We start from the raw sequence: 20246 nt of genomic DNA, 5'->3' as shown, positions 1-20246 counted from the left end.
TTCATCTTTGGCTCATAATGACAAAAGTCAAATTACATTTTCTGTACAACATTTGATTGAAAGAAATATAAAGCAAAGAAAAAAAACGCAGCGAATCAATCGAATAGTGCCTTTATTACTAAAAATAATTGCTAGCGTTTCTATTGTGACGACACTTGGAATTGTTTTTACGCTCTCTAATGAAACAATCATGTTTTTTCAAAAAATATCATTATACTCCTTTTTGACGGAGAAAGAATGGTTACCATTTTTTGGAGATCCTAAATTCGGTATATTACCACTTATATGTGGAACGTTCCTTGTAACAGCAATTGCTATGTTTGTAGCAATTCCTATCGGTTTAGCGTGTGCCGTATTTTTAAGCGAATATGCTTCAAATGGTGCACGGAAAATATTAAAGCCGATGTTAGAGCTATTAGCAGGTATCCCGACAATTGTATATGGTTTTTTTGCATTAACAATTGTTACGCCGCTTTTACAAAGGCTTATACCAGATTTACAGTTTTTTAATGCGATTAGTCCAGGAATCGTTATCGGATTTATGATGATGCCTACAGTTGCATCTCTATCTGAAGACGCGATGAGAGCTGTGGCGAAAGGGACGAAAGAAGCTTCATTAGCACTCGGAGCGACGCGGTTTGAAATGGTAAAACAAGTGGTGTTTCCGTCCGCTTTTACAGGGATTATGGCAGCGATTATATTAGCGGCTTCTCGTGCAATTGGTGAAACGATGATTGTTGTAATTGCAGCAGGATCCACACCGAATGTATCGCTTGATCCAACACATTCTATTCAAACGTTAACAGCCTATATTGTGCAAGTAAGTTTAGGTGATGCTCCGCATGGAACGATTACGTATTACAGCATGTATGCTGTAGGTGCAACGTTATTTTTGTTTACTTTTATTATGAACATCATTTCGCAGTCTATTATGCGCCGTTTTAGGAGGATGACATAATATGCGAATGTTGAATCATAAAAAAATACAAAAAAACATGGCATCACGCTTTTTAAAAGATCGAATTTACAAATTGTTATTTTATATAGCAATTTTATTTTCAATGGTAATTTTGTTTTTGTTACTTTTTCAAATTGTTGAAAAAGGTATAAGTTATCTTTCAATAAATTTCTTTACAAATTTCGCTTCACGTAATCCGAAAGAAGCTGGTATTGCTGCAGCTTTGTCAGGGACAATATTATTTATGAGTATTGTTATACCTGTTTCTTTTATATTTGGAGTTGGAACAGCGCTTTATTTAGAGCAATATGCGAAGGAATCTCTATTTAAAAAAATAATAGAGATTAATAATCAAACGTTAGCAGGAGTACCATCCGTTGTATTTGGATTGCTTGGTTTAACTATTTTTGTATATGCTCTTCATTTAGGAGAGAGTATAGTTGCAGCAGCACTGACGATGAGTTTACTCGTTTTACCAACAGTTGTTGTGGCGAGTCAAGAAGCAATTCGATCAGTACCAAGTGTATTATTAGAGGGTTCTTACGGATTAGGTGCTACGAAGTGGCAAACGATGTATCAAATTGTATTGCCATATGCTTTCCCAGGGATTATAACGGGCTGTACGTTAGCGATATCAAGAGCAATTGGAGAAGCTGCACCACTATTAGTTATTGGGGCACTTGCGTTTGCAAATTATGTTCCATTTAGTATGTTTGATAGATTTACAGTTCTACCAATTCAAATTTTTAATTGGATGAGTAGGCCACAAGAAGAATTTCAGTATGTAGCAGCAGCTGGGATGATTGTTTTGTTAGGTTTGTTGCTATTTATTAATATATTTGTTTTATGGTTACGAAATCGAAAATAAGTTGGAAGTGGATGAAAGGGGAATTCAAATGGTAGCAACAGTAGTAAATGTACAGGTGAAAAACGAAGAGAAAATCGAGACTGCGCCAAAGAAGGTAGTATTTGATACGAAAAACTTAAATTTATGGTATGGGGAAGACCATGCTTTAAAAGATATTAATTTAAGTATTCATGAGAATGAAGTTACAGCCATTATCGGTCCAAGTGGCTGTGGTAAATCAACTTATTTAAAAACATTAAATCGCATGGTAGAGTTAGTACCGATCGTTCGAACTACAGGTGTAATTGAGTATAGAGAACGCAATATATTTGATAAATCATATCCAGTTGAAGAATTAAGAACACATGTAGGAATGGTGTTCCAAAAGCCAAATCCATTTCCAAAATCTATTTATGAGAATGTAGCATACGGTCCAAAAATCCATGGTATTCGTGACAAAAAGACATTAGATGAAATTGTTGAAAAAAGTTTACGTGGAGCAGCGATTTGGGATGAGTTAAAAGATCGTTTGCACGATAATGCATACGGTTTATCTGGTGGACAGCAACAGCGTCTATGCATCGCGCGCTGCTTAGCTATTGAGCCAGACGTTATTTTAATGGATGAGCCAACATCGGCATTAGATCCAATTTCAACATTAAAAGTAGAAGAATTAATTCAAGAGCTAAAGAAAGATTTTAGTATTGTTATCGTAACGCATAATATGCAACAAGCAGCGCGTATTTCAGACAAAACAGCTTTCTTCTTAAGCGGGGAAGTTGTGGAGTATACAGATACAAACAAATTATTTACGACTCCTTCAGATAAGCGTACAGAAGATTATATTACAGGTCGATTTGGTTGATATCGTTTCAAAGCTAAGAGCAAATGCCCTCTTAACAGAGGGCATTTCTTATTTTATCTTACTGTTAATAGAGAAGTAATACTTCTCCTTATCTTAAGGTTTATTACAAGCATAAAAGCCCGATTGATGAGGGTTGATTAAAGTTTCACTTTTATATAATGGCACATAATATTGAGGGGGAAGAAAAATGGTAAGAGAACAGTTTCAAGGTGATTTAAAAGCGTTACAGCAAAAGGTGATCGAGCTTGGAGAATTAGCAAATGCGGCTTTATTGATTGCTATGGAAGGTCTGCATACAAGGGATGTAGAGAAAGCGTTAGAGGTCATTGATGGTGATTACCGCATGGATAATTTAGAAGAGGAAATAAACGATCTTGCGCTTATGCTCATTACGAAGCAGCAACCTGTAGCAAGTGACTTAAGAAGGATTTTTATTTCAATTAAAACAGCGACAGATTTAGAGCGTATTGCAGATCATGCTGTTAATATTGCAAAGGCTACAATTCGTCTTGGGGAAAAAGAAGTGGCTGTTAGTTTGCACAACCTGGATGAAATGTTTGCGGTTGCAAATGAGATGTTGCATTTAGCGTTAGAAGCATATGAACAAGAAAATTTAACTTTTGCGAAACAAATTGCTGAAATGGATGATTCCGTTGATGAAATATATGGAAAAGCAATTCGTGAGTTTATATCTTCGGTTCCGGAACAACCAGAAGCAATTACGCAAATTACACAATTATCATTTGTCGCGAGATATATTGAGCGTGTAGCAGATCATATTACAAATATTGCTGAAAATGTATTTTATTTAGTAAAAGGAAAGCATTATTTATTGAATGAGTAGGAATTAAAGTAGGTGATGGGAAATCACCTGCTTTTTTTAGTCAAAACATGACAAAAAAAGCTCGTTGTTTCCTTTAGTTTATGATGATAAGATGTATCATAATGTAATGGAAAAATTAGTATATATGTTGGTCGTTAATAAGTATTATTTAACAATTAATAGTAAGCGCTTTCCTGTTGTTTGAAATGTACGTTTTTATAGGTGAGAAATTTAATTATATGGTCTTCTAAATGAGGATTTGTTTAACTAATCAAGTTTATGTTGCTAGTTCATGTGGGATAGGGAATATACATATGGTATATGGAGTTACTGAACATTATATAAGTGGAGGCTGAAGTATATGAAGGGGGTTATTTTAGCTGGAGGAAAAGGAAGACGCCTTAGACCATTAACATGTAATACTCCAAAGCCGATGTTACCATTATTAGAAAAACCAGTTTTAGAATATAATATTGAGTTATTACGTCAGCATGGTATTCGTGAAATTGCAATTACTGTTCAATATATGAGTACGACCATTAAGCAATATTTTGGTGACGGTAGTAAATGGGGAGTTAACTTGTATTATTTTGAAGACTCTCCTCCGCTTGGCACAGCAGGGAGTATTAAACAAGCAGAACAATTTTTAGATGAAACATTTGTTGTGATAAGCGGGGATGCATTAACTGACTTTCAATTATCAGAAGGAATTAGGTTTCATGAACAAAAGAAAAGAATGGTAACAATGTTTGTGAAAGAAGTAGAAAATCCACTCTCATTTGGTTTGGTTGTAATGAATAAAGACCAGGAGGTTACACGATATATAGAAAAGCCGGGCTGGAATGAGGTAGTATCTAATGTTGTGAATACAGGCATATATATTATGGAGCCAGAAATCTTTTCTTACATACCGCCTAGACAATTTTTTGATTTCAGTCATGATGTGTTTCCGTTATTGGCAAACAAAAATGTATTATTCGCATATTTGTCAGAAGGTTATTGGTTAGATATCGGCACATTTAATCAATATCGACAAGCACAATTTGATTTGTTAACGAAAAAGTTACAAGTACCTATTCCTTATACGGAAGTATTACCGATGGTATGGATGGGAGAAGGGGTGACGATTGGTAAAGGGACGAAAATTCATGGCCCCTCTTTTATTGGAGAAGGAGTAAAGATTGGTACAGGAGCTGTAATTGAGCCATATTCTATTATTGGGAAAAATAGTATCGTTTCAAGTTATTCTCATCTTCAAAAAAGTATTGTTTTTGCGAATGCCCACATTGGGAAGTATTGTGAACTATTAGAAACGACAATAGGAGAGCGTACAATAGTTGAAGATGATGTTACACTGTTTCAAAAAAGCGTTGTAGCGGATCACTGTCATATCGGGAGAAGTACGGTAATTAAGCAAAAAGGAAAAGTATGGCCTTATAAGGCGATTGATAGTCATTCGATAGTAGGAGCGGCTGGTATTCAAGAGAGTGAAATGAGTGCAGGGTGGTTACAAAAAAGCCGCATTGTAGGAAGAGGGAATGTTGAAATTACTCCTCAGTTTATCGTAAAGATTGCGATGGCGTATGGTTCTCTTTTTACAAAAGGAGAAAGTATATTAATTGGAAGTCAAGAAAATATAGAAACAACCTCTTATAAAAATTTATTTTTACATGCTATTCATGGTATAGGGATTCATACGATGGAATGTAAAGAAATGAACGAGTCACTTTTTCAATATAGTGTTCATCATTTGCAATGTGCAGGTGGTGTTTTCATTCAAGTGGAGAATGAGAATGAGATTGTTATAAAGTTATACGGTCAAGCTGGCATGCCGTTAACGTATAAGCAGCAAAAAGAGATAGAACAAGTATATATGTCCGAATTGTTTTATTACGTGCATGAGAAAGAAATGGGGCGTAATAAGCTCGCTCATGTTTCTATGAATGAGTATATAGAAGTTATATTGGAGCATATTGATATCGAGAAAATACAGATGCAGAAGTTTCATCTTCTTATTAATAAGAGAAATGATACGTTGCAACATTTACTCATGCTCTTTCTGCAAAGACTTGGTTGTACAGTTACATGGATTTATGCAAGCGAACAAAAAGATCATGTGAAAGCTTTGATGAAATCAAGTAAAGCGAATATGGCTCTTATGTTTTCTGAGCAAGGAAATCATTTCGAGTTATACGATAAACATAGTAATATTTACCAAGGTACAGATTTGGAAGAGGTAGATATTCCAGATTTCTTACTCGAATCGACAGGAAATATTTACCCAATGTCTTTGAAGTTAGGGGAATGTTATCTTCTATTTTATACGCAGGATGAAAGAAAGTCGTTTCAAGTAAGGTGGAAGCGAGATATTTTATATCGGATTGGAAAATTATTTGAGCTAATAGCATTGCAAGGAAAAACGTTTCTCAGCATAGTGGAGCAATCACCTCCGCTCTATTTACTTTATGATGAAGTGGTATGTTCATGGAATGAAAAAGGGGAAATTATGAGGAAATTATTGGATGATATAGAAAGGAAGGGAGAAGGTATATTTGAAGGAGTACAGTTCAAATATACTGAAAAAGAGTGGTCTTATATCGTTTCTGACACAAAACAACCAAAATTTTTGGTGTATTCACATGCTAGAAACCCAGTAATAGCAAGGGAAAACATGAAAAATCTTATAGAAAAAATTAGACAATATCAAAAGGTGTAGAATTTTTATTTTAAAAGTGGTATTATAGTATAGTCTGATTTAAGTTATTAGTACTGGAGGGAAATAAGAATGCGTGTGAATATTACTCTAGCATGTACAGAATGCGGAGATCGTAACTATATCTCAAAGAAAAATAAACGTAACAACGCTGAGCGTATCGAGCTTAAAAAGTATTGCAAGCGTGACAAGAAGTCTACGTTACACCGTGAAACAAAGTAAGCAGTAGGAATATTTTCCTACTGTTTCTTTTTTTATTCGATTCCTATGTTAAAAGTGATACACTATCAGCATAGAGTAAAGTGTCACTGTAAGGGGGAGAGTGTGTGAAAGCAGAGAAAGTACGTTTGCGTAAACAAATAATAGAACACATGAATTCTTTATCAGAAGAACAGTATACAACTTTATCAGAACAGATTGCATTTTCGTTGTATGCGCAAAAAGAGTGGGTTGAAGCTAAAACAATTGGAATTACTCTTTCAATGGAAAATGAAGTGAATACATATCCTATTATCGAAAAAGCTTGGGAAGAAGGAAAGAAAGTTGTAGTTCCTAAGTGTAATAAAGGAACAAGAACGATGTCTTTCCGGCAAATTAATAATTTTGATCAATTAGAAACGGTGTATATGAATTTACGTGAACCGATTCCCGGGCTTACGGAAGAAGTGAATATGGATGAAATTGATCTTCAAATTGTCCCAGGCGTAGCTTATACAGAACGAGGAGAGCGAATTGGGTACGGCGGTGGCTATTATGATCGTTATCTCGTGCATTATAAAGGGAAAACGCTATCATTAGCGTATGATTTTCAAATGGTAAAACACATTCCGGTAGAGCCATTTGATAAAAACATAGAAAAAATTATTACAGAAAAAGGAACAATGCTTACAAATAAGCTTGTATAGACAAATAAAAATTGACGAGACTTTTTCTTCTTGATTATAATAAAATATGTGAACGTTTTCTTATTATAATTTTTTATAGTAAGTGAGCATAGAGGGTGATGAAATGGTATCCATTTATGATATTCAGCAATTGCTAAAGAAATTTGGTACGATTATTTATACGGGAGATCGAATTGCAGATTTACAATTAATGCAAGATGAATTGCGTGAATTAAATCAATCACAGCTAATCGATCCACAAGACTATCAAACAGCTTTATTTTTATTGAAGCAAGAAATTCAAAAAGAGCTAAATAAGAATTAGATAAAGGTAGGTAAGCAACATGGAAGAGAAATGGTTAGTTGGTGTTGACCTTGGTGGTACAACGATTAAATTAGCATTTATTAATGTATACGGTGAAATTTTACATAAGTGGGAAATCCCTACGAATACAGGTGAGCAAGGAAAACATATTACACTTGATGTTGCGAAAGCAATTGATAAAAAGCTAGAAGAATTAGGCGAATTGAAGAGCAAGTTAATTGGTATTGGTATGGGAGCTCCTGGTCCTGTACATGTGGCGTCTGGAATGATTTATGAAGCGGTTAATTTAGGGTGGAAAAACTATCCGCTAAAAGATTTATTAGAAGTAGAAACAGGATTACCTGTTGTTATTGATAATGATGCAAACTTAGCAGCGCTTGGTGAAATGTGGAAAGGTGCTGGTGAAGGTGCAAAAGATTTAATCTGTATGACACTTGGTACGGGCGTTGGTGGTGGTGTAATCGCCAATGGTGAGATTGTACACGGCGTGAGTGGTGCTGCTGGTGAGATTGGACATATTACAGTCGTTACAGAAAATGCTTTCCCATGTAATTGCGGAAAGTCTGGTTGCTTAGAAACAGTAGCATCTGCGACAGGTATTGTACGTGTTGCTATGCAAAAAATACAAGAGACTAATAAAGAGAGCATGTTGCGTTCTATGTTAGCTGAAGAAGGACGTATTACATCAAAAGATGTCTTTGAAGCACTTGGACAAGGTGATGAATTAGCAGGTGAAGTAGTAGAAAAAGTAGCTTCTTATTTAGGATTAGCTGTAGCGAACCTTTCTAGTACATTGAACCCAGAGAAAATTGTTATTGGTGGAGGCGTGTCTAAAGCTGGAGATGCGCTATTAGAACCAATTCAACGCTATTTCGAGCAATATGCTTTCTCACGTGCTGTAAAGAGCACGAAGTTAGCTATTGCAACACTTGGTAATGATGCAGGTGTTATCGGAGGAGCTTGGCTTGTAAAAAAGCACAAATACGAAGCGAAGATGATATAAGTTGTGAAATATGAAAAGAGGAAGGGGGGAACCCTTCCTCTTTTTTGTGTGAAATCTCGATGAAGAATAAAGTGTAAACGAATTAAGCTGCTGGTGGATACCCGTTATATAGAACAGTCATGATCGTAAACCATCCGAAAACGAGTACAGTTGCAATTGCAAAGCCGCTCGCGAAAAAGTTTTTTTCACGAAGTGTTCTAAGCGTAGCAAATACAGCTAACAGAGTGACAAGTGTAAAAATAATAACAAGGCCCATACAATATCCTCCTCTGTCTACCCATTTCTTATTATGAGTTTTTGGAATATTTACTCTTTTATATTGTACATGTTTTAAAAATGATTGTCGAGATAGCATCCTTTCTTTTCCTCAGAGAAAGAAATGTTGTATCATTAAAAGTAAGTTTAATAACTGGAGGAGATTTTCATATGAAATGGATACAAATGCCGTTAGGCCCATTACAAACAAATGCTTATATTTTAATGAACGATCAAAAAGAGTGCATTATCTTTGACCCTGGTCATGAAGGTGAAAAGCTCGTTACATATGTACAAGAAGAACAATTAAAACCATTAGCTGTTTTATTAACACATGCTCACTTTGATCATATCGGTGCTGTTGATGCGGTAAGAGACACTTTTCATATTCCTGTGTACGTACATAAAGAAGAAGCAGATTGGTTAGGAGATGCAACTGTAAACGGCTCTCAAATTTTTATGATGAACCGCAGTATTACAGCAAAACCAGCGGATCATATTATTGATGCAGAAGGTACATTAACAATTGGATCATTTAATTTTGAAATTTTTGAGACACCAGGACATTCTCCAGGAAGTATTTCTTATTATAGTAAAGAGGCGAATGCTGTATTCTCAGGAGATGTATTGTTCCAAATGAGCATTGGAAGAACAGATTTACCTGGTGGAAGTTTCGCTGAATTAATTGGAAGTATTGAAGAGAAATTATTTGTATTACCAGATGAAACAGCGGTTTTATGTGGACATGGTCCAGAAACAAGCATTGGCTTTGAAAAAGAAAATAATCCGTTTTTACAATAAGGAGTCATTATGGGAATGGAGCTCATTTTAAGAGAATGGATGGGGAAAGAAAAGGATTATTCAATTTCATATAGTACGTATATGAACCTTGTATTGTATACAGAAGGTCATGGATATTATATGAAAGAACGTGAAAAGATTGGAAGACAAGGGGATTTTTTTACAAGTAGCAACGTATCCTCTGTGTTTGCAAAAACTTTTGCTAAACTTTTTATTCGTCTTGTTGAAAATGGTGAAGTTGCTCCGAATATTTGTGAAATTGGCGGAGGAACAGGGAAGTTTGCCTATGATGTTTTACAAGAATGGAAGCAATTATCTCCAAAAACCTTTATTGATTTAAACTATTCAATGATTGAAGTGAGCCCCTTTCATAGAAAATTACAGCAGGAGCACCTTGGCTCATTTTCTAATGTATCGTACTATACCTCCTATAGTGAAATGGGAGATTCTTTCGAGGGAATTCTTTTTTCGAATGAGTTGTTTGATGCATTTCCTGTTGAAATAATTGAGAAAAGAAATGGTATGTTGTATGAAGTACGTATTACATATACAGAGGAAGGAAGCCTTTCAGAAGTATGTAGGCCGTTAGATAAAAGAATTGGTCGCTATTTATTGAAATATAATATTCATATTGCTGAAGGGCAACGTTTTGAAGTACCAATTGTGATGGAGGAGTATATAAAAGAAATTGCGAAATGGTTTCAAAAAGGTATATGTATTACAGTTGATTACGGATACACAAAAGAAGAATGGATGCATCCAGCACACCGTGAAGGAAGTTTGCGAGGGTATTATCAGCATAAGCTAATACGTAACCCACTAGCGCATCCAGGTGAAATGGATCTTACTACTCATATTCATTGGGACGAGCTAAAGGAGATGTTTAGTATGCAAGGAATGAATGCAGTATGGCATAAGAAACAATCTGAGTTCTTGTTAGCTGCAGGGATATTAGAACAGCTTACGAGCCATCAAGATACGAATCCTTTTTCTGAAACGCAAAAACAAAATCGAGCTGTTCGTTCTATGATTTTGAATGGAGGAGTAGGGAGTGCATTTGATGTTGTTATACATACAAAAGATATGCAACATTTACATTTGGATCGGTATGTAACAATATAAAAAACAAGACACAGTATATACTGTGTCTTGTTTTTTAATACGACTTATGTAGTATTATATATTTCCTCTCATGATATATATTTATATTAAAGATATGAGATGAAAAATATAGAATACGTTCTTTTTCTTCGATTATTAGTCCCTAACCTAATAATACGCGAACGAGTTGAATGATTGTTTCATTCTCTACTTTGTAATAAATTTCTAATCCTTTTCTTTCACTAGAAACGATTTTAGCGCTTTTTAATTTTGCTAAATGCTGTGAAATTGTAGATTGTGGCATGTTTAAGCCAGTATACATTGTAGAAACGTTGCTTGGACCGCGCTCGATTAATCCTTTTACGATACATAAACGAACAGGATGAGCTAGCACTTTTAATAATTCTGCATTACTTTCATATAGTTCTAATTCTTTTTGAAAGGTTTCTAACATGTTCTTTTCCACCTCCGTGTGAGCTATTATACCATACTATACATACCAAAAATTTAAAGAAAAGAAAATAGTTGTTGCAGAAAAAAAGTCCTAAAGTAAAGAAATTGTAAGAAAAGAGACCCTGATGTAAATAAAATAGGTAAATTAGCATGTTTTTGTAAAATGACATTTTTGGGTGAAAATTTCGATGCGTTTTAAAAATTGAAAGATATAGATATATTTGTAACACAATTTTATCATGATTTTCTTATTCTTTCAAATGAATATACGAAATTTTTAAAATAATATGACAAAGGAATTATAATGATATATATAGAATATAAAACAGGTTAAAAGAAAAGAAGCTGAATGTAATTCGCTTCTTTATGGTGATAATGAAATATTTGATTACGGCTGATAAATCTTAGGATGATCAATTCATTAGTCATTTATTCTAAAATTCATCTTTTAGCAACGTTAAAAATCTGTGATTCCATATGTTCTCATAAAAATCAATTGTCTCTTTTGCGGACATAAAAGGATTATTCAACGTAGAGGTTGTTTTCTGTACCATAAAGTTTTCGTATCCTAGTCCGTGGGCAAACTTAATCGTAGCATCCATACAGTACTCTGTTTGGGCGCCACAAAATTCAATGCAATTTACAGATAATCGATCTAAAATTTCTTTTAAGTTTGTTTTATAAAATGAATTTGCATGTGTTTTTCTTACAAAAAAATCTTGTTCTTGAACATCTAGATCGGTATGAATAGCCCAAAGTTCTTTCTCGGGTACTAAATCATCATCACAATGTTGAACAAAAAGGATTGGTTTATTTAATTTTCTGTATGAATAAATTCTTTTATTTACTTTTGTTAGTAAGTTCTGTAAATCAAATAAATGCTCCTCGCTATAACATACGCCATTTTGTAAATCGATAACGATTAAAATATCTGAACAAGTATCCATTATTTTCACCCCTTTTTATTTCTTAATATATCAATTAATCCATTATTTAGAAATAGATGATATACTTTTATTTTTTTATGGACTATAAGAAAAGAAGAAATTCAAATGAATATAACTAAAACGCAGAAAAAGAAGATATGAAAACCTAATCTCATATCTTCTTTTTCTCTATGCATTTACAGGTTCTTCTACATAAGAAAGGGCATTTTCAAAATCGGATATTAAATCGTTAACATTTTCAAGACCGACTGATAACCGAAGTAATGAATTAGAGATTCCTCTTTCATCACGAGCTTCTTGCGACAGTGCTGCATGTGACATTTTTGCTGGATAAGAAAGAATTGACTCTACAGCTCCTAAACTAACTGCAAAAACTGGTAATCTTACTTTTGATAAAAATTGGCGGAGTGCATCTTCTGACTGCAAAGTAAACGATAAGACCGCTCCAGCTGATGTTGCTTGAGATTGTTGAATATCAAATCCGAGATGTGTTTGTAATCCCGGATAATAGACATTTTGTACTTTAGCATGCTCTTGTAAATAATGTGCAATTTTATTCGCATTTTTAGCTGAATGCTCGAGGCGTACATGCAATGTTTTTAGACCGCGAAGTACGAGAGAACAATCTTGAGGTCCTAAAATAGCACCGAATGCATTTTGTAAAAATCCAAGCTTTTGAGCGAGTTCTGCATCCTTTACTACTGCTAATCCGGCAGTAACATCACTATGACCAGCAATAAATTTTGTAGCACTATGAAGAACGACATCAGCTCCAAGTTCAAGTGGTTTTTGGAATAGTGGTGTCAAAAATGTATTATCAACAAAAGTAAGAGCGCCAATAGATTTTGCGAGTTTAGAAACCTCGCGAATATCTGTCACTTTTAAAAGTGGATTAGAAGGTGTTTCTACATAAAAGAGCTTTGTATTTGGTTTCATGTTTTGTTTTATTTCTTCTAAATTGGTCATATCAACAAATGTATGTGAAACACCGTAACGGGAGAGTACCTCAGTTATCACTCGGTAAGTGCCTCCGTACACATCTTCTGAAATGAGTACGTGATCACCTTGTGAAAGAAGGAGGAATGCAGTGGAAATCGCTGCAATGCCTGATGCAAAGGCGAATCCTTTTGTTCCGCCTTCTAATAAAGCAATGATATCTTCAAGAGCTTCACGAGTTGGATTTCCTGACCTGCTATAGTCATATTTTCCGAACGTATCTACATCAAACTGGTGAAAAGTTGATGTGTTATAAATAGGAACGTTCACAGCGCCTGTTTGCGAGTCATGTTTATATTGGTTGTGTAGTAAGAGTGTATCTATAGAATAGCTCATATTCTTACACCTTCTTTTACGAGTTTAATGGCTTGCTTTAAGTCTTGAATTAAATCGTTACTATTTTCAATGCCAACTGAGAATCGAAGAAGACGATTGCATACGCCGTTTGCTGTTCTAATTTCTTCAGGAATATCAGCATGTGTTTGCGTTGCTGGATAAGTCATTAAACTTTCTACACCACCAAGACTTTCGGCAAATGTAATTAAGGATAAAGATTGTAAGAATGGATTAATCCAAGCTTCATCTTTAAGGCGGAATGAAATCATGCCGCCTCTTCCTGGATAAAATACATCTGTTACCCCGTCTTCATCGCTTAAATACGCAACAACTGCTTTCGCATTTTCTTCATGTTGTCTCATGCGAAGCGCTAACGTTTTCATACCGCGAATTAATAACCATGAGTCAAATGGGCTTAAAACTGCACCTGATGCATTATGATAATGAGCGATTTCCTCGCAAAGTTCCTTTCCTTTTGCAACGACAAGCCCGCTTAGTACATCGTTATGTCCCCCTAAATATTTCGTTGCGCTATGAAGTACAATGTCAGCACCTTCTGTTAATGGTTGCTGTATATAAGGTGTGTAGAATGTGTTGTCTACAATAAGAAGTAGTCCGTGCCTTTTCGCTACAGTTGCGACAGCAGCAATATCAGTAACTTGCATTAATGGATTAGTTGGAGTTTCTATGAAAATAGCCTTCGTTTCAGTTGTGATAGCTTGCTCAATTTGTTTAATAGACTGTGTATTTACGTATCTACATCGAACATTCCACTTTTTTTCATGCTCAGAAAATAATCGATACGTTCCCCCGTATAAATCTTCAGATACAATAAGTTCGTCTCCAGAGCGGAATAGAGAAAGGACGAGGAGAACAGCCGCCATCCCTGAACTACAGGCATAACCTTGTTCGCCATATTCTAAGTCTGCAATCGCCTGTTCTAAAAGACCGCGAGTTGGATTGCCAGTTCGTGAATAGTCAAAGCCAGTAGATTTACCAATTCCTTCGTGACGATAAGCGGTTGAGAAATAAACTGGTGGATTAACCGTTCCAGTTGTAGTTTCACTACGATTTCCGATTTGTGCTAGTTTGGTTTCGATTGTTGACATGTGAAAATTCCTCCTTTTTAAATTGAAACATTAAGTGAATATAAAATAAAAAAAGCCTTCTAAGAAGAAGGCTTTCGGTTTGAATAGAGTCTTCTTCTCATCTGTCAAATCTTTCACAATTTGCTGGAATTAGCACCTTATTAACAAAATGTTAATGGTTGCTGAGGCGTCACAGGGCCAGTCCCTCTACCTCTCTAGATAAGAATGTTCGTATGAAATTTTTATTATGTTTTTAACTTTACAATAAAAGATAATTGAATTGCAACTTTATTTTAAATAATTTTTATTTTTCCGCAAGTGTCATTGACTTTTACTTTTGTGCATGCTAAATTTATTAAAAAATTAACAAACATTGTTAAAAGGGGAACGCATTTCCTTTTAGCTACATAAATAAAATAATAAAGACAACTCTTATTGAGAGCGGTGGAGGGAAAGGCCCTGTGAAACCCGGCAACCTTCAAACGAAATGTTTGAAACGGTGCTAATACCTGCAAAACGAATGTTTTGCATAATAAGAGGAGGAACAATTATGTCCCCCTCTTCAAAGTGAAGAGGGGGTTTTTATATTGATAGAAATGAGGGAGATTCGTGAAATTACTAGATTTATTATCAAAAGGAATTGTAATAGGTGATGGTGCAGTTGGAACGTTATTGCATTCACATGGTTTGCAAAGTAGCTTTGAAGAATTGAACGTATCTGATCCAGATCTAATTATATCCATTCATAAACAATATGTAGCTGCTGGAGCAGATGTAATTCAAACGAATACGTATGGAGCAAATGAGGCGAAATTACGTATGTATGGTTTAGAAAATCAAGTTACAAAAATTAATAGAGCGGCAGTGAAATTGGCGAAAGCATCTGTGACAGATAAAAATGCAATTTTAGGAACAATTGGTGGTATGAAACATATCGGAGCTGTTACAACGACTGATATGGAAAGGGAGTTTATGTTACTTGAACAGGCGGGGGCTTTACTAGAAGAACAGGTTGATGGATTACTATTAGAAACTTTTTATGATGAATTTGAATTGCTTCATGCTGTTAAAGTGTTGCGTAAGCAAACGAATATTCCGATTGTTGCGCAATTAGCGTTACATGAAGCAGGTACGACTCAAAATGGAAATGATGTCAATGAAATATTAAAGCAGTTTATAGATTACGGTGCAAATGTTGTTGGATTGAATTGTCAACTGGGGCCGCTTCATATGACGGAAGCTTTCAAAATGATATCGATTCCGCAAAATGGCTATTTATCAGCATACCCAAATGCAGGTCTCCCGAATTATGTAGAGGGACGTTACGTATATGAGGGAAGCCCAGCTTATTTTGAAGCGATGACACCGAAATTTATTGAGCAAGGTATTCGGTTATTGGGTGGCTGTTGTGGTACGACTCCAGAACATATTCAAAGTATGAAGCGCGCTGTTGCGAATATTACCCCTGTAATAGAAAAAGAAACGATTCAAAGGCCAAAAGTCGTTCATACGCATGAGAAACGTTCGAAGGCTCACGTCACTCTAGCAGAGAAAGCAAAAAAACAAACGACAGTTGTAGTGGAATTAGATCCACCGAAAACGTTAGATACACAGCGTTTTTTTGAAGGAGCAAGAGCGTTAAAAAGAGCGGGAGCAGATGCTATTACTCTAGCAGATAATTCATTAGCATCGCCTCGTGTCTCTAATATGGCGATGGGTGCGTTATTAACGAAGCATGATATCCCAGTATTGACGCATTTAACGTGTAGAGATCATAACGTCATTGGACTACAATCTCATTTGTTAGGTTTATCGGCGTTAGGGATGGAAGAAGTGTTAGCTTTAACTGGTGATCCAGCGCGCGTTGGTGATTTTCCCGGTGCCACTTCTGTATATGATTTATCCTCTATTGAGCTTATTAAAATGATTAAAGAAATGAACGATGGACGTTCAATTTTAGGGAAATCAATTGGACCGGCGACAAGGTTTTCTGTAGGCGGCGCATTTAATCCTCACGTGAGGCACTTAAAAGCAGCGGTTAAGCGAATGGAACGAAAAATAGATGCTGGAGCGGAGTATTTTTTAACTCAGCCAATTTACGATATCAAGTTAATTGAAGAAGTGTATGAAGCGACAAAGCATTTGGAACAACCTATTTTTATTGGAATTATGCCGTTAGTAAGTAAGCGGAATGCAGATTTTCTTCATTTTGAGGTGCCGGGTATTACTCTTCCTGAAGAAATAAGAGAGAGAATGGATGGACATGAAACGAAAGAGGCAGCAATTGAGGAAGGGATTCGCATTTCACAAGAATTGATCGATGCGGCGATGAAATATTTTAATGGTATTTATCTTATTACACCATTTTTAAAGTATGAAATTACAGAACATCTTGTTAAATATGTAAGAGAAAAGCAAGAAGTGAAAGAAGGTATTAATTGATGAAGTGTATAGAAGAAAAATTGAAAAATAGCATTTTAATATTAGATGGTGCAATGGGGACAATGATTCAGCAAGAGGATTTAACTGCTGAAGATTTCGGAGGAGAGGAGTACGAGGGCTGTAATGAATATTTAGTGGAAACAAGACCAGACGTTATTTTAAAGATTCATAAAGCTTATATTGAAGCTGGAGCGGATATTATTGAAACAAATACATTTGGGGCAACGAATATTGTACTAAGTGATTATGAGCTGTCTCATTTAGATGAAGAACTAAATGAAAAGGCAGCACTTTTGGCGAAGCAAGCTGTTAAAGAAAGCGGGAAGGAAGTATATGTTGCGGGAGCGATGGGACCAACAACGAAAGCAATTAGTGTTACTGGTGGTGTGACTTTTGAAGAATTGATTGAGGCTTATACAAGGCAGGCACGAGGATTATTAAAAGGAGAAGTTGATGTATTACTCGTTGAGACGAGTCAAGATATGCGTAACGTGAAAGCAGCTTATATTGGAATTCAAGCCGCTTTTGAAGAACTAAAAAAAACGGTTCCTATTATGATTTCAGGTACGATTGAGCCAATGGGAACGACTCTGGCTGGGCAAACAATTGAAGCTTTTTATTTATCAGTAGAACATATGAAACCATTATCTGTTGGGTTAAACTGTGCGACTGGTCCGGAGTTTATGAGGGACCATATTCGTTCACTATCTGATTTATCGGAGTGTTACATTTCTTGTTATCCAAATGCAGGTCTTCCTGATGAAGATGGACATTACCATGAATCTCCATCTTCTCTTGCTGAAAAGGTGAAGCGATTTGCTGAAGAAGGATGGGTTAATATTATTGGTGGTTGTTGTGGCACGACACCAGAACATATAAAAGCAATGAAATCCGCGCTAGCATCTCTTAAGCCTCGTGACCATCATGAGAGAGAAGGACATGGAATTAGTGGATTAGAAGCACTGCAATATGATGAGTCTATGAGACCGTTATTTGTAGGTGAAAGAACGAATGTTATTGGGTCACGTAAATTTAAACGATTAGTAGCAGAAGGGAAATTTGAAGAGGCTGCTGAAGTGGCAAGAGCGCAAGTGAAGAAAAATGCTCATATTATTGATATTTGTATGGCAGATCCTGATCGCGATGAAATAGAAGATATGGAAAACTTCTTAGCAGAAGTTACGAAAGTTTTAAAAGTACCGATTATGATTGATTCAACAGATGAAAATGTGATGGAGCGAGCTCTTACTTATATTCAAGGAAAAGCTGTTATTAATTCAATTAATTTAGAAGATGGAGAAGAACGATTTAAAAAAGTGACACCGCTTCTTCAGAAGTATGGTGCTGCTATAGTTGTAGGAACAATTGATGAAGACGGTATGGCGGTTAGTGCGGAGCGAAAGATAGAAATTGCGAAAAGAAGCTATGAATTACTTACAAAGAAGTATGGGATACGCCCGTCAGATATTATTTTTGATGCACTTGTGTTTCCGGTAGGGACAGGTGATGAAGAATATATTGGTTCAGCAGCAGCGACTATAGAAGGAATTCGCCTTATTAAAGAAGCGTTACCAGAGTGTTTAACGATTTTAGGGGTAAGTAACATATCATTTGGTTTACCACCGGCTGGACGTGAGGTATTAAATTCAGTCTTTTTATATCATGCTACGAAAGCAGGGTTAGATTACGCGATTGTGAATACGGAAAAATTAGAACGCTATGCGTCGATTCCAGAGGAAGAAAAACGCCTTGCAGATGCATTACTGTTTGAAACGACGAAAGAGACGTTAGAAGAATTTACAAACTTTTACCGAGTTGCTAAAAAGAAAGATATCGTTGTGCAAGAAACGTTAACGCTTGATGAAAGACTAGCAAATTATATTGTAGAAGGTACGAAACAAGGATTACACGAGGATTTAAGTCTTGCACTTGAAGAAGGAAGAAAACCTCTTGATATTATTAACGGTCCGCTTATGACAGGGATGGATGAGGTAGGACGACTATTTAATAATAATGAACTTATTGTTGCTGAAGTATTGCAAAGTGCTGAAAGTATGAAAGCTGCTGTAAGCTATTTAGAGCCACATATGGAATCTAGTGATAGTGCGAAAAAAGGGAAAGTATTATTAGCAACTGTAAAAGGTGACGTGCATGATATTGGGAAAAATCTCGTTGAAATTATTTTAGCAAATAACGGATATGAGATTATTAATTTAGGAATTAATGTACGTTCGGATCGAATTGTTCAAGAAGTACAAGAAAAGAAGCCGGATATTATAGGCCTTTCAGGTTTATTAGTAAAATCAGCGCAACAAATGGTAACGACTGCTGAAGATTTAAAAGCAGCAAATATTGATGTTCCCATTGTTGTAGGTGGTGCAGCGTTAACGAGAAAGTTTACAGATAATCGGATTTCACCATCATATAAAGGGCTCGTTTGTTATGCGAGTGATGCGATGACGGGGCTCGATATTATTAATAAGCTTCAAAAAGAAGAAGAGCGTGAGAAGATGAAACAGGATAAAAAAGAACGTCATCTTCATATCGTAAAAAAAGAGGAGAAGAAAGTAGAAATTCCAGCAGTAATTGAGCCATTACCGAAGGCTGAAGTTATCGTGCCTGATTCAACAAAACGAATTGTATTACGCGATATTCCGGCCCTTCATCTCGCTCCATTTTTAAATAGACAAATGCTACTTGGGCATCACCTTGGATTAAAAGGAAATGTGAAGAAGCTTTTGAAAGAGGGAGATAAGAGAGCACATGAATTAAATGATTTAATAGATGAATTATTGCAGGAAGGACAATCTTGGTTAAAGCCGAAAGCAGTGTATCAATTTTTCCCAGCGCAAAGCGACGGACAAAACATTGTAATATATGATCCAGAAGATCATACGCGTGTTATAGAGCGTTTCACATTCCCTAGACAAGGAAAGGCTCCCTATCGTACTTTAGGTGATTATTTGCGCCCAATAGGAGATGAGATGGACTATGTTGCTTTCTTATCTGTTACGGTTGGGGAAGGAGTTCGGGACATTGCAGAAGAGTGGAAGGCGAAAGGTGATTACCTACGTAGTCATGCCATTCAATCGTTAGCGCTTGAATTAGCGGAAGGACTTGCTGAAAAAACACATATGCTCATTCGTGACCGCTGGGGCATTCCGGACTCACCGGAACTGACGATGGAAGAACGTTTCCGTACGAAATATAGAGGAATAAGAGTGTCATTTGGTTATCCGGCGTGTCCAGAACTTGCAGATCAAGAAAAGCTATTTCGCTTAATTCATCCAGAGGAAATAGGTATTTCATTAACAGAAGGATTCATGATGGAGCCAGAAGCGTCCGTAACGGCTATGGTATTTTCTCACCCTGAGGCAAGATATTTTAGTGTATTATAGTCTAGAAGGGG

The 20246-nt window shown here is 35.9% G+C and carries 18 protein-coding genes and 2 riboswitches; of the genes, 13 read left to right on the top strand and 5 right to left on the bottom strand.

The window, feature by feature from the left end; all coding sequences use genetic code 11:
• Positions 1-7: 7 nt before the first annotated feature.
• The 9 genes from pstC (at position 8) to glcK (ending at position 8418) form a co-directional block, all read left to right on the top strand.
• Complete coding sequence (pstC, locus tag NST86_RS21690; protein ID WP_061663038.1) at positions 8-958, top strand: phosphate ABC transporter permease subunit PstC; 951 nt, start codon at positions 8-10, stop codon at positions 956-958.
• Between the two features lies 1 nt (position 959).
• Positions 960-1826: a phosphate ABC transporter permease PstA gene (gene pstA / locus NST86_RS21685; RefSeq protein WP_001242564.1), complete on the top strand. Its 867-nt coding sequence runs from the start codon at positions 960-962 to the stop codon at positions 1824-1826.
• A 28-nt stretch (positions 1827-1854) separates the two neighbouring features.
• A complete protein-coding gene (gene pstB, locus NST86_RS21680; protein WP_000226681.1) occupies positions 1855-2670 on the top strand; it encodes a phosphate ABC transporter ATP-binding protein in 816 nt (271 codons plus the stop codon).
• 187 nt (positions 2671-2857) lie between these two features.
• Positions 2858-3514 carry a phosphate signaling complex protein PhoU gene (gene phoU, locus NST86_RS21675; RefSeq protein WP_000251240.1) on the top strand — a complete coding sequence of 219 codons (657 nt, stop codon included), beginning with the start codon at positions 2858-2860 and terminating at the stop codon, positions 3512-3514.
• A 340-nt stretch (positions 3515-3854) separates the two neighbouring features.
• Positions 3855-6209 carry a sugar phosphate nucleotidyltransferase gene (locus NST86_RS21670; RefSeq protein ID WP_000679341.1) on the top strand — a complete coding sequence of 785 codons (2355 nt, stop codon included), beginning with the start codon at positions 3855-3857 and terminating at the stop codon, positions 6207-6209.
• Between the two features lie 69 nt (positions 6210-6278).
• Positions 6279-6428, top strand: coding sequence for a 50S ribosomal protein L33 (gene rpmG, locus NST86_RS21665; protein WP_001265616.1), 150 nt, complete (start codon positions 6279-6281; stop codon positions 6426-6428).
• 104 nt (positions 6429-6532) lie between these two features.
• Entirely contained in the window at positions 6533-7111 is a 579-nt protein-coding gene (locus NST86_RS21660; protein WP_000642752.1) for a 5-formyltetrahydrofolate cyclo-ligase, read from the top strand.
• Positions 7112-7214: 103 nt separating this feature from the next.
• The gene (locus tag NST86_RS21655; protein ID WP_000253699.1) at positions 7215-7415 is read left to right on the top strand and encodes a YqgQ family protein; all 201 of its coding nucleotides are present in this window, start codon (positions 7215-7217) and stop codon (positions 7413-7415) included.
• Between the two features lie 19 nt (positions 7416-7434).
• Positions 7435-8418: a glucokinase gene (gene glcK, locus NST86_RS21650; RefSeq protein ID WP_000391701.1), complete on the top strand. Its 984-nt coding sequence runs from the start codon at positions 7435-7437 to the stop codon at positions 8416-8418.
• Between the two features lie 82 nt (positions 8419-8500).
• Here the strand turns inward: glcK and NST86_RS21645 are convergent, their stop codons facing one another.
• A complete protein-coding gene (locus NST86_RS21645; protein WP_000524852.1) occupies positions 8501-8674 on the bottom strand; it encodes a DUF2759 domain-containing protein in 174 nt (57 codons plus the stop codon).
• Positions 8675-8844: 170 nt separating this feature from the next.
• On the opposite strand from NST86_RS21645, the gene NST86_RS21640 reads away from it, so the two are divergent.
• Together NST86_RS21640 and NST86_RS21635 are read left to right on the top strand one after the other, a co-directional pair.
• On the top strand, positions 8845-9474 hold the full coding sequence (locus NST86_RS21640; RefSeq protein WP_000871238.1) for an MBL fold metallo-hydrolase: 630 nt from the start codon (positions 8845-8847) through the stop codon (positions 9472-9474).
• Positions 9475-9483: 9 nt separating this feature from the next.
• Positions 9484-10596, top strand: coding sequence for a class I SAM-dependent methyltransferase (locus NST86_RS21635; protein WP_000525141.1), 1113 nt, complete (start codon positions 9484-9486; stop codon positions 10594-10596).
• 142 nt (positions 10597-10738) lie between these two features.
• Here NST86_RS21635 and NST86_RS21630 read toward each other — a convergent pair whose 3' ends face one another.
• The 4 genes from NST86_RS21630 to metI form a co-directional block, all read right to left on the bottom strand.
• Positions 10739-11029 (bottom strand): ArsR/SmtB family transcription factor, encoded by a 291-nt coding sequence (locus NST86_RS21630; RefSeq protein ID WP_000894377.1) that lies wholly within the window; start codon positions 11027-11029, stop codon positions 10739-10741.
• Between the two features lie 433 nt (positions 11030-11462).
• Positions 11463-11975: a cysteine hydrolase family protein gene (locus NST86_RS21625; protein ID WP_000379179.1), complete on the bottom strand. Its 513-nt coding sequence runs from the start codon at positions 11973-11975 to the stop codon at positions 11463-11465.
• A 168-nt stretch (positions 11976-12143) separates the two neighbouring features.
• Positions 12144-13307 carry a cystathionine beta-lyase gene (gene metC, locus NST86_RS21620; protein WP_044795895.1) on the bottom strand — a complete coding sequence of 388 codons (1164 nt, stop codon included), beginning with the start codon at positions 13305-13307 and terminating at the stop codon, positions 12144-12146.
• On the bottom strand, positions 13304-14416 hold the full coding sequence (gene metI / locus NST86_RS21615) for a cystathionine gamma-synthase/O-acetylhomoserine thiolyase (protein WP_000103892.1): 1113 nt from the start codon (positions 14414-14416) through the stop codon (positions 13304-13306). Before metI ends, metC begins: the two co-directional genes overlap by 4 nt.
• Before the next feature lie 94 nt (positions 14417-14510).
• Positions 14511-14621: riboswitch (SAM riboswitch) on the bottom strand.
• A 203-nt stretch (positions 14622-14824) separates the two neighbouring features.
• Positions 14825-14934: riboswitch (SAM riboswitch) on the top strand.
• A 70-nt stretch (positions 14935-15004) separates the two neighbouring features.
• Between metI and NST86_RS21610 the strand changes: the two genes are divergently transcribed.
• A complete protein-coding gene (locus NST86_RS21610; RefSeq protein ID WP_016118630.1) occupies positions 15005-16837 on the top strand; it encodes a bifunctional homocysteine S-methyltransferase/methylenetetrahydrofolate reductase in 1833 nt (610 codons plus the stop codon).
• Complete coding sequence (gene metH / locus NST86_RS21605) at positions 16837-20235, top strand: methionine synthase (RefSeq protein WP_016118629.1); 3399 nt, start codon at positions 16837-16839, stop codon at positions 20233-20235. The genes NST86_RS21610 and metH overlap by 1 nt, the downstream gene beginning before the upstream one ends.
• The last annotated feature ends 11 nt before the right edge of the window (positions 20236-20246 follow it).

The organism is Bacillus sp. FSL L8-0199, assembly GCF_038005705.1.
Lineage (GTDB): Bacteria > Bacillota > Bacilli > Bacillales > Bacillaceae_G > Bacillus_A > Bacillus_A cereus.
This window is presented reverse-complemented; position numbering and strand designations above follow the sequence as displayed.

Excerpts from the sequence above, each read along its gene's own strand:
- NST86_RS21670 (WP_000679341.1), top strand. The coding sequence starts at position 3,855 with ATGAAGGGGGTTATTTTAGCTGGAGGAAAAGGAAGACGCCTTAGACCA.
- NST86_RS21655 (WP_000253699.1), top strand. The coding sequence starts at position 7,215 with ATGGTATCCATTTATGATATTCAGCAATTGCTAAAGAAATTTGGTACG.
- pstB (WP_000226681.1), top strand. The coding sequence starts at position 1,855 with ATGGTAGCAACAGTAGTAAATGTACAGGTGAAAAACGAAGAGAAAATC.
- rpmG (WP_001265616.1), top strand. The coding sequence starts at position 6,279 with ATGCGTGTGAATATTACTCTAGCATGTACAGAATGCGGAGATCGTAAC.
- phoU (WP_000251240.1), top strand. The coding sequence starts at position 2,858 with ATGGTAAGAGAACAGTTTCAAGGTGATTTAAAAGCGTTACAGCAAAAG.
- NST86_RS21630 (WP_000894377.1), bottom strand. The coding sequence starts at position 11,029 with ATGTTAGAAACCTTTCAAAAAGAATTAGAACTATATGAAAGTAATGCA.
- NST86_RS21640 (WP_000871238.1), top strand. The coding sequence starts at position 8,845 with ATGAAATGGATACAAATGCCGTTAGGCCCATTACAAACAAATGCTTAT.
- pstA (WP_001242564.1), top strand. The coding sequence starts at position 960 with ATGCGAATGTTGAATCATAAAAAAATACAAAAAAACATGGCATCACGC.
- metC (WP_044795895.1), bottom strand. The coding sequence starts at position 13,307 with ATGAGCTATTCTATAGATACACTCTTACTACACAACCAATATAAACAT.
- NST86_RS21635 (WP_000525141.1), top strand. The coding sequence starts at position 9,484 with ATGGGAATGGAGCTCATTTTAAGAGAATGGATGGGGAAAGAAAAGGAT.
- NST86_RS21625 (WP_000379179.1), bottom strand. The coding sequence starts at position 11,975 with ATGGATACTTGTTCAGATATTTTAATCGTTATCGATTTACAAAATGGC.
- glcK (WP_000391701.1), top strand. The coding sequence starts at position 7,435 with ATGGAAGAGAAATGGTTAGTTGGTGTTGACCTTGGTGGTACAACGATT.
- metI (WP_000103892.1), bottom strand. The coding sequence starts at position 14,416 with ATGTCAACAATCGAAACCAAACTAGCACAAATCGGAAATCGTAGTGAA.
- NST86_RS21645 (WP_000524852.1), bottom strand. The coding sequence starts at position 8,674 with ATGGGCCTTGTTATTATTTTTACACTTGTCACTCTGTTAGCTGTATTT.
- metH (WP_016118629.1), top strand. The coding sequence starts at position 16,837 with ATGAAGTGTATAGAAGAAAAATTGAAAAATAGCATTTTAATATTAGAT.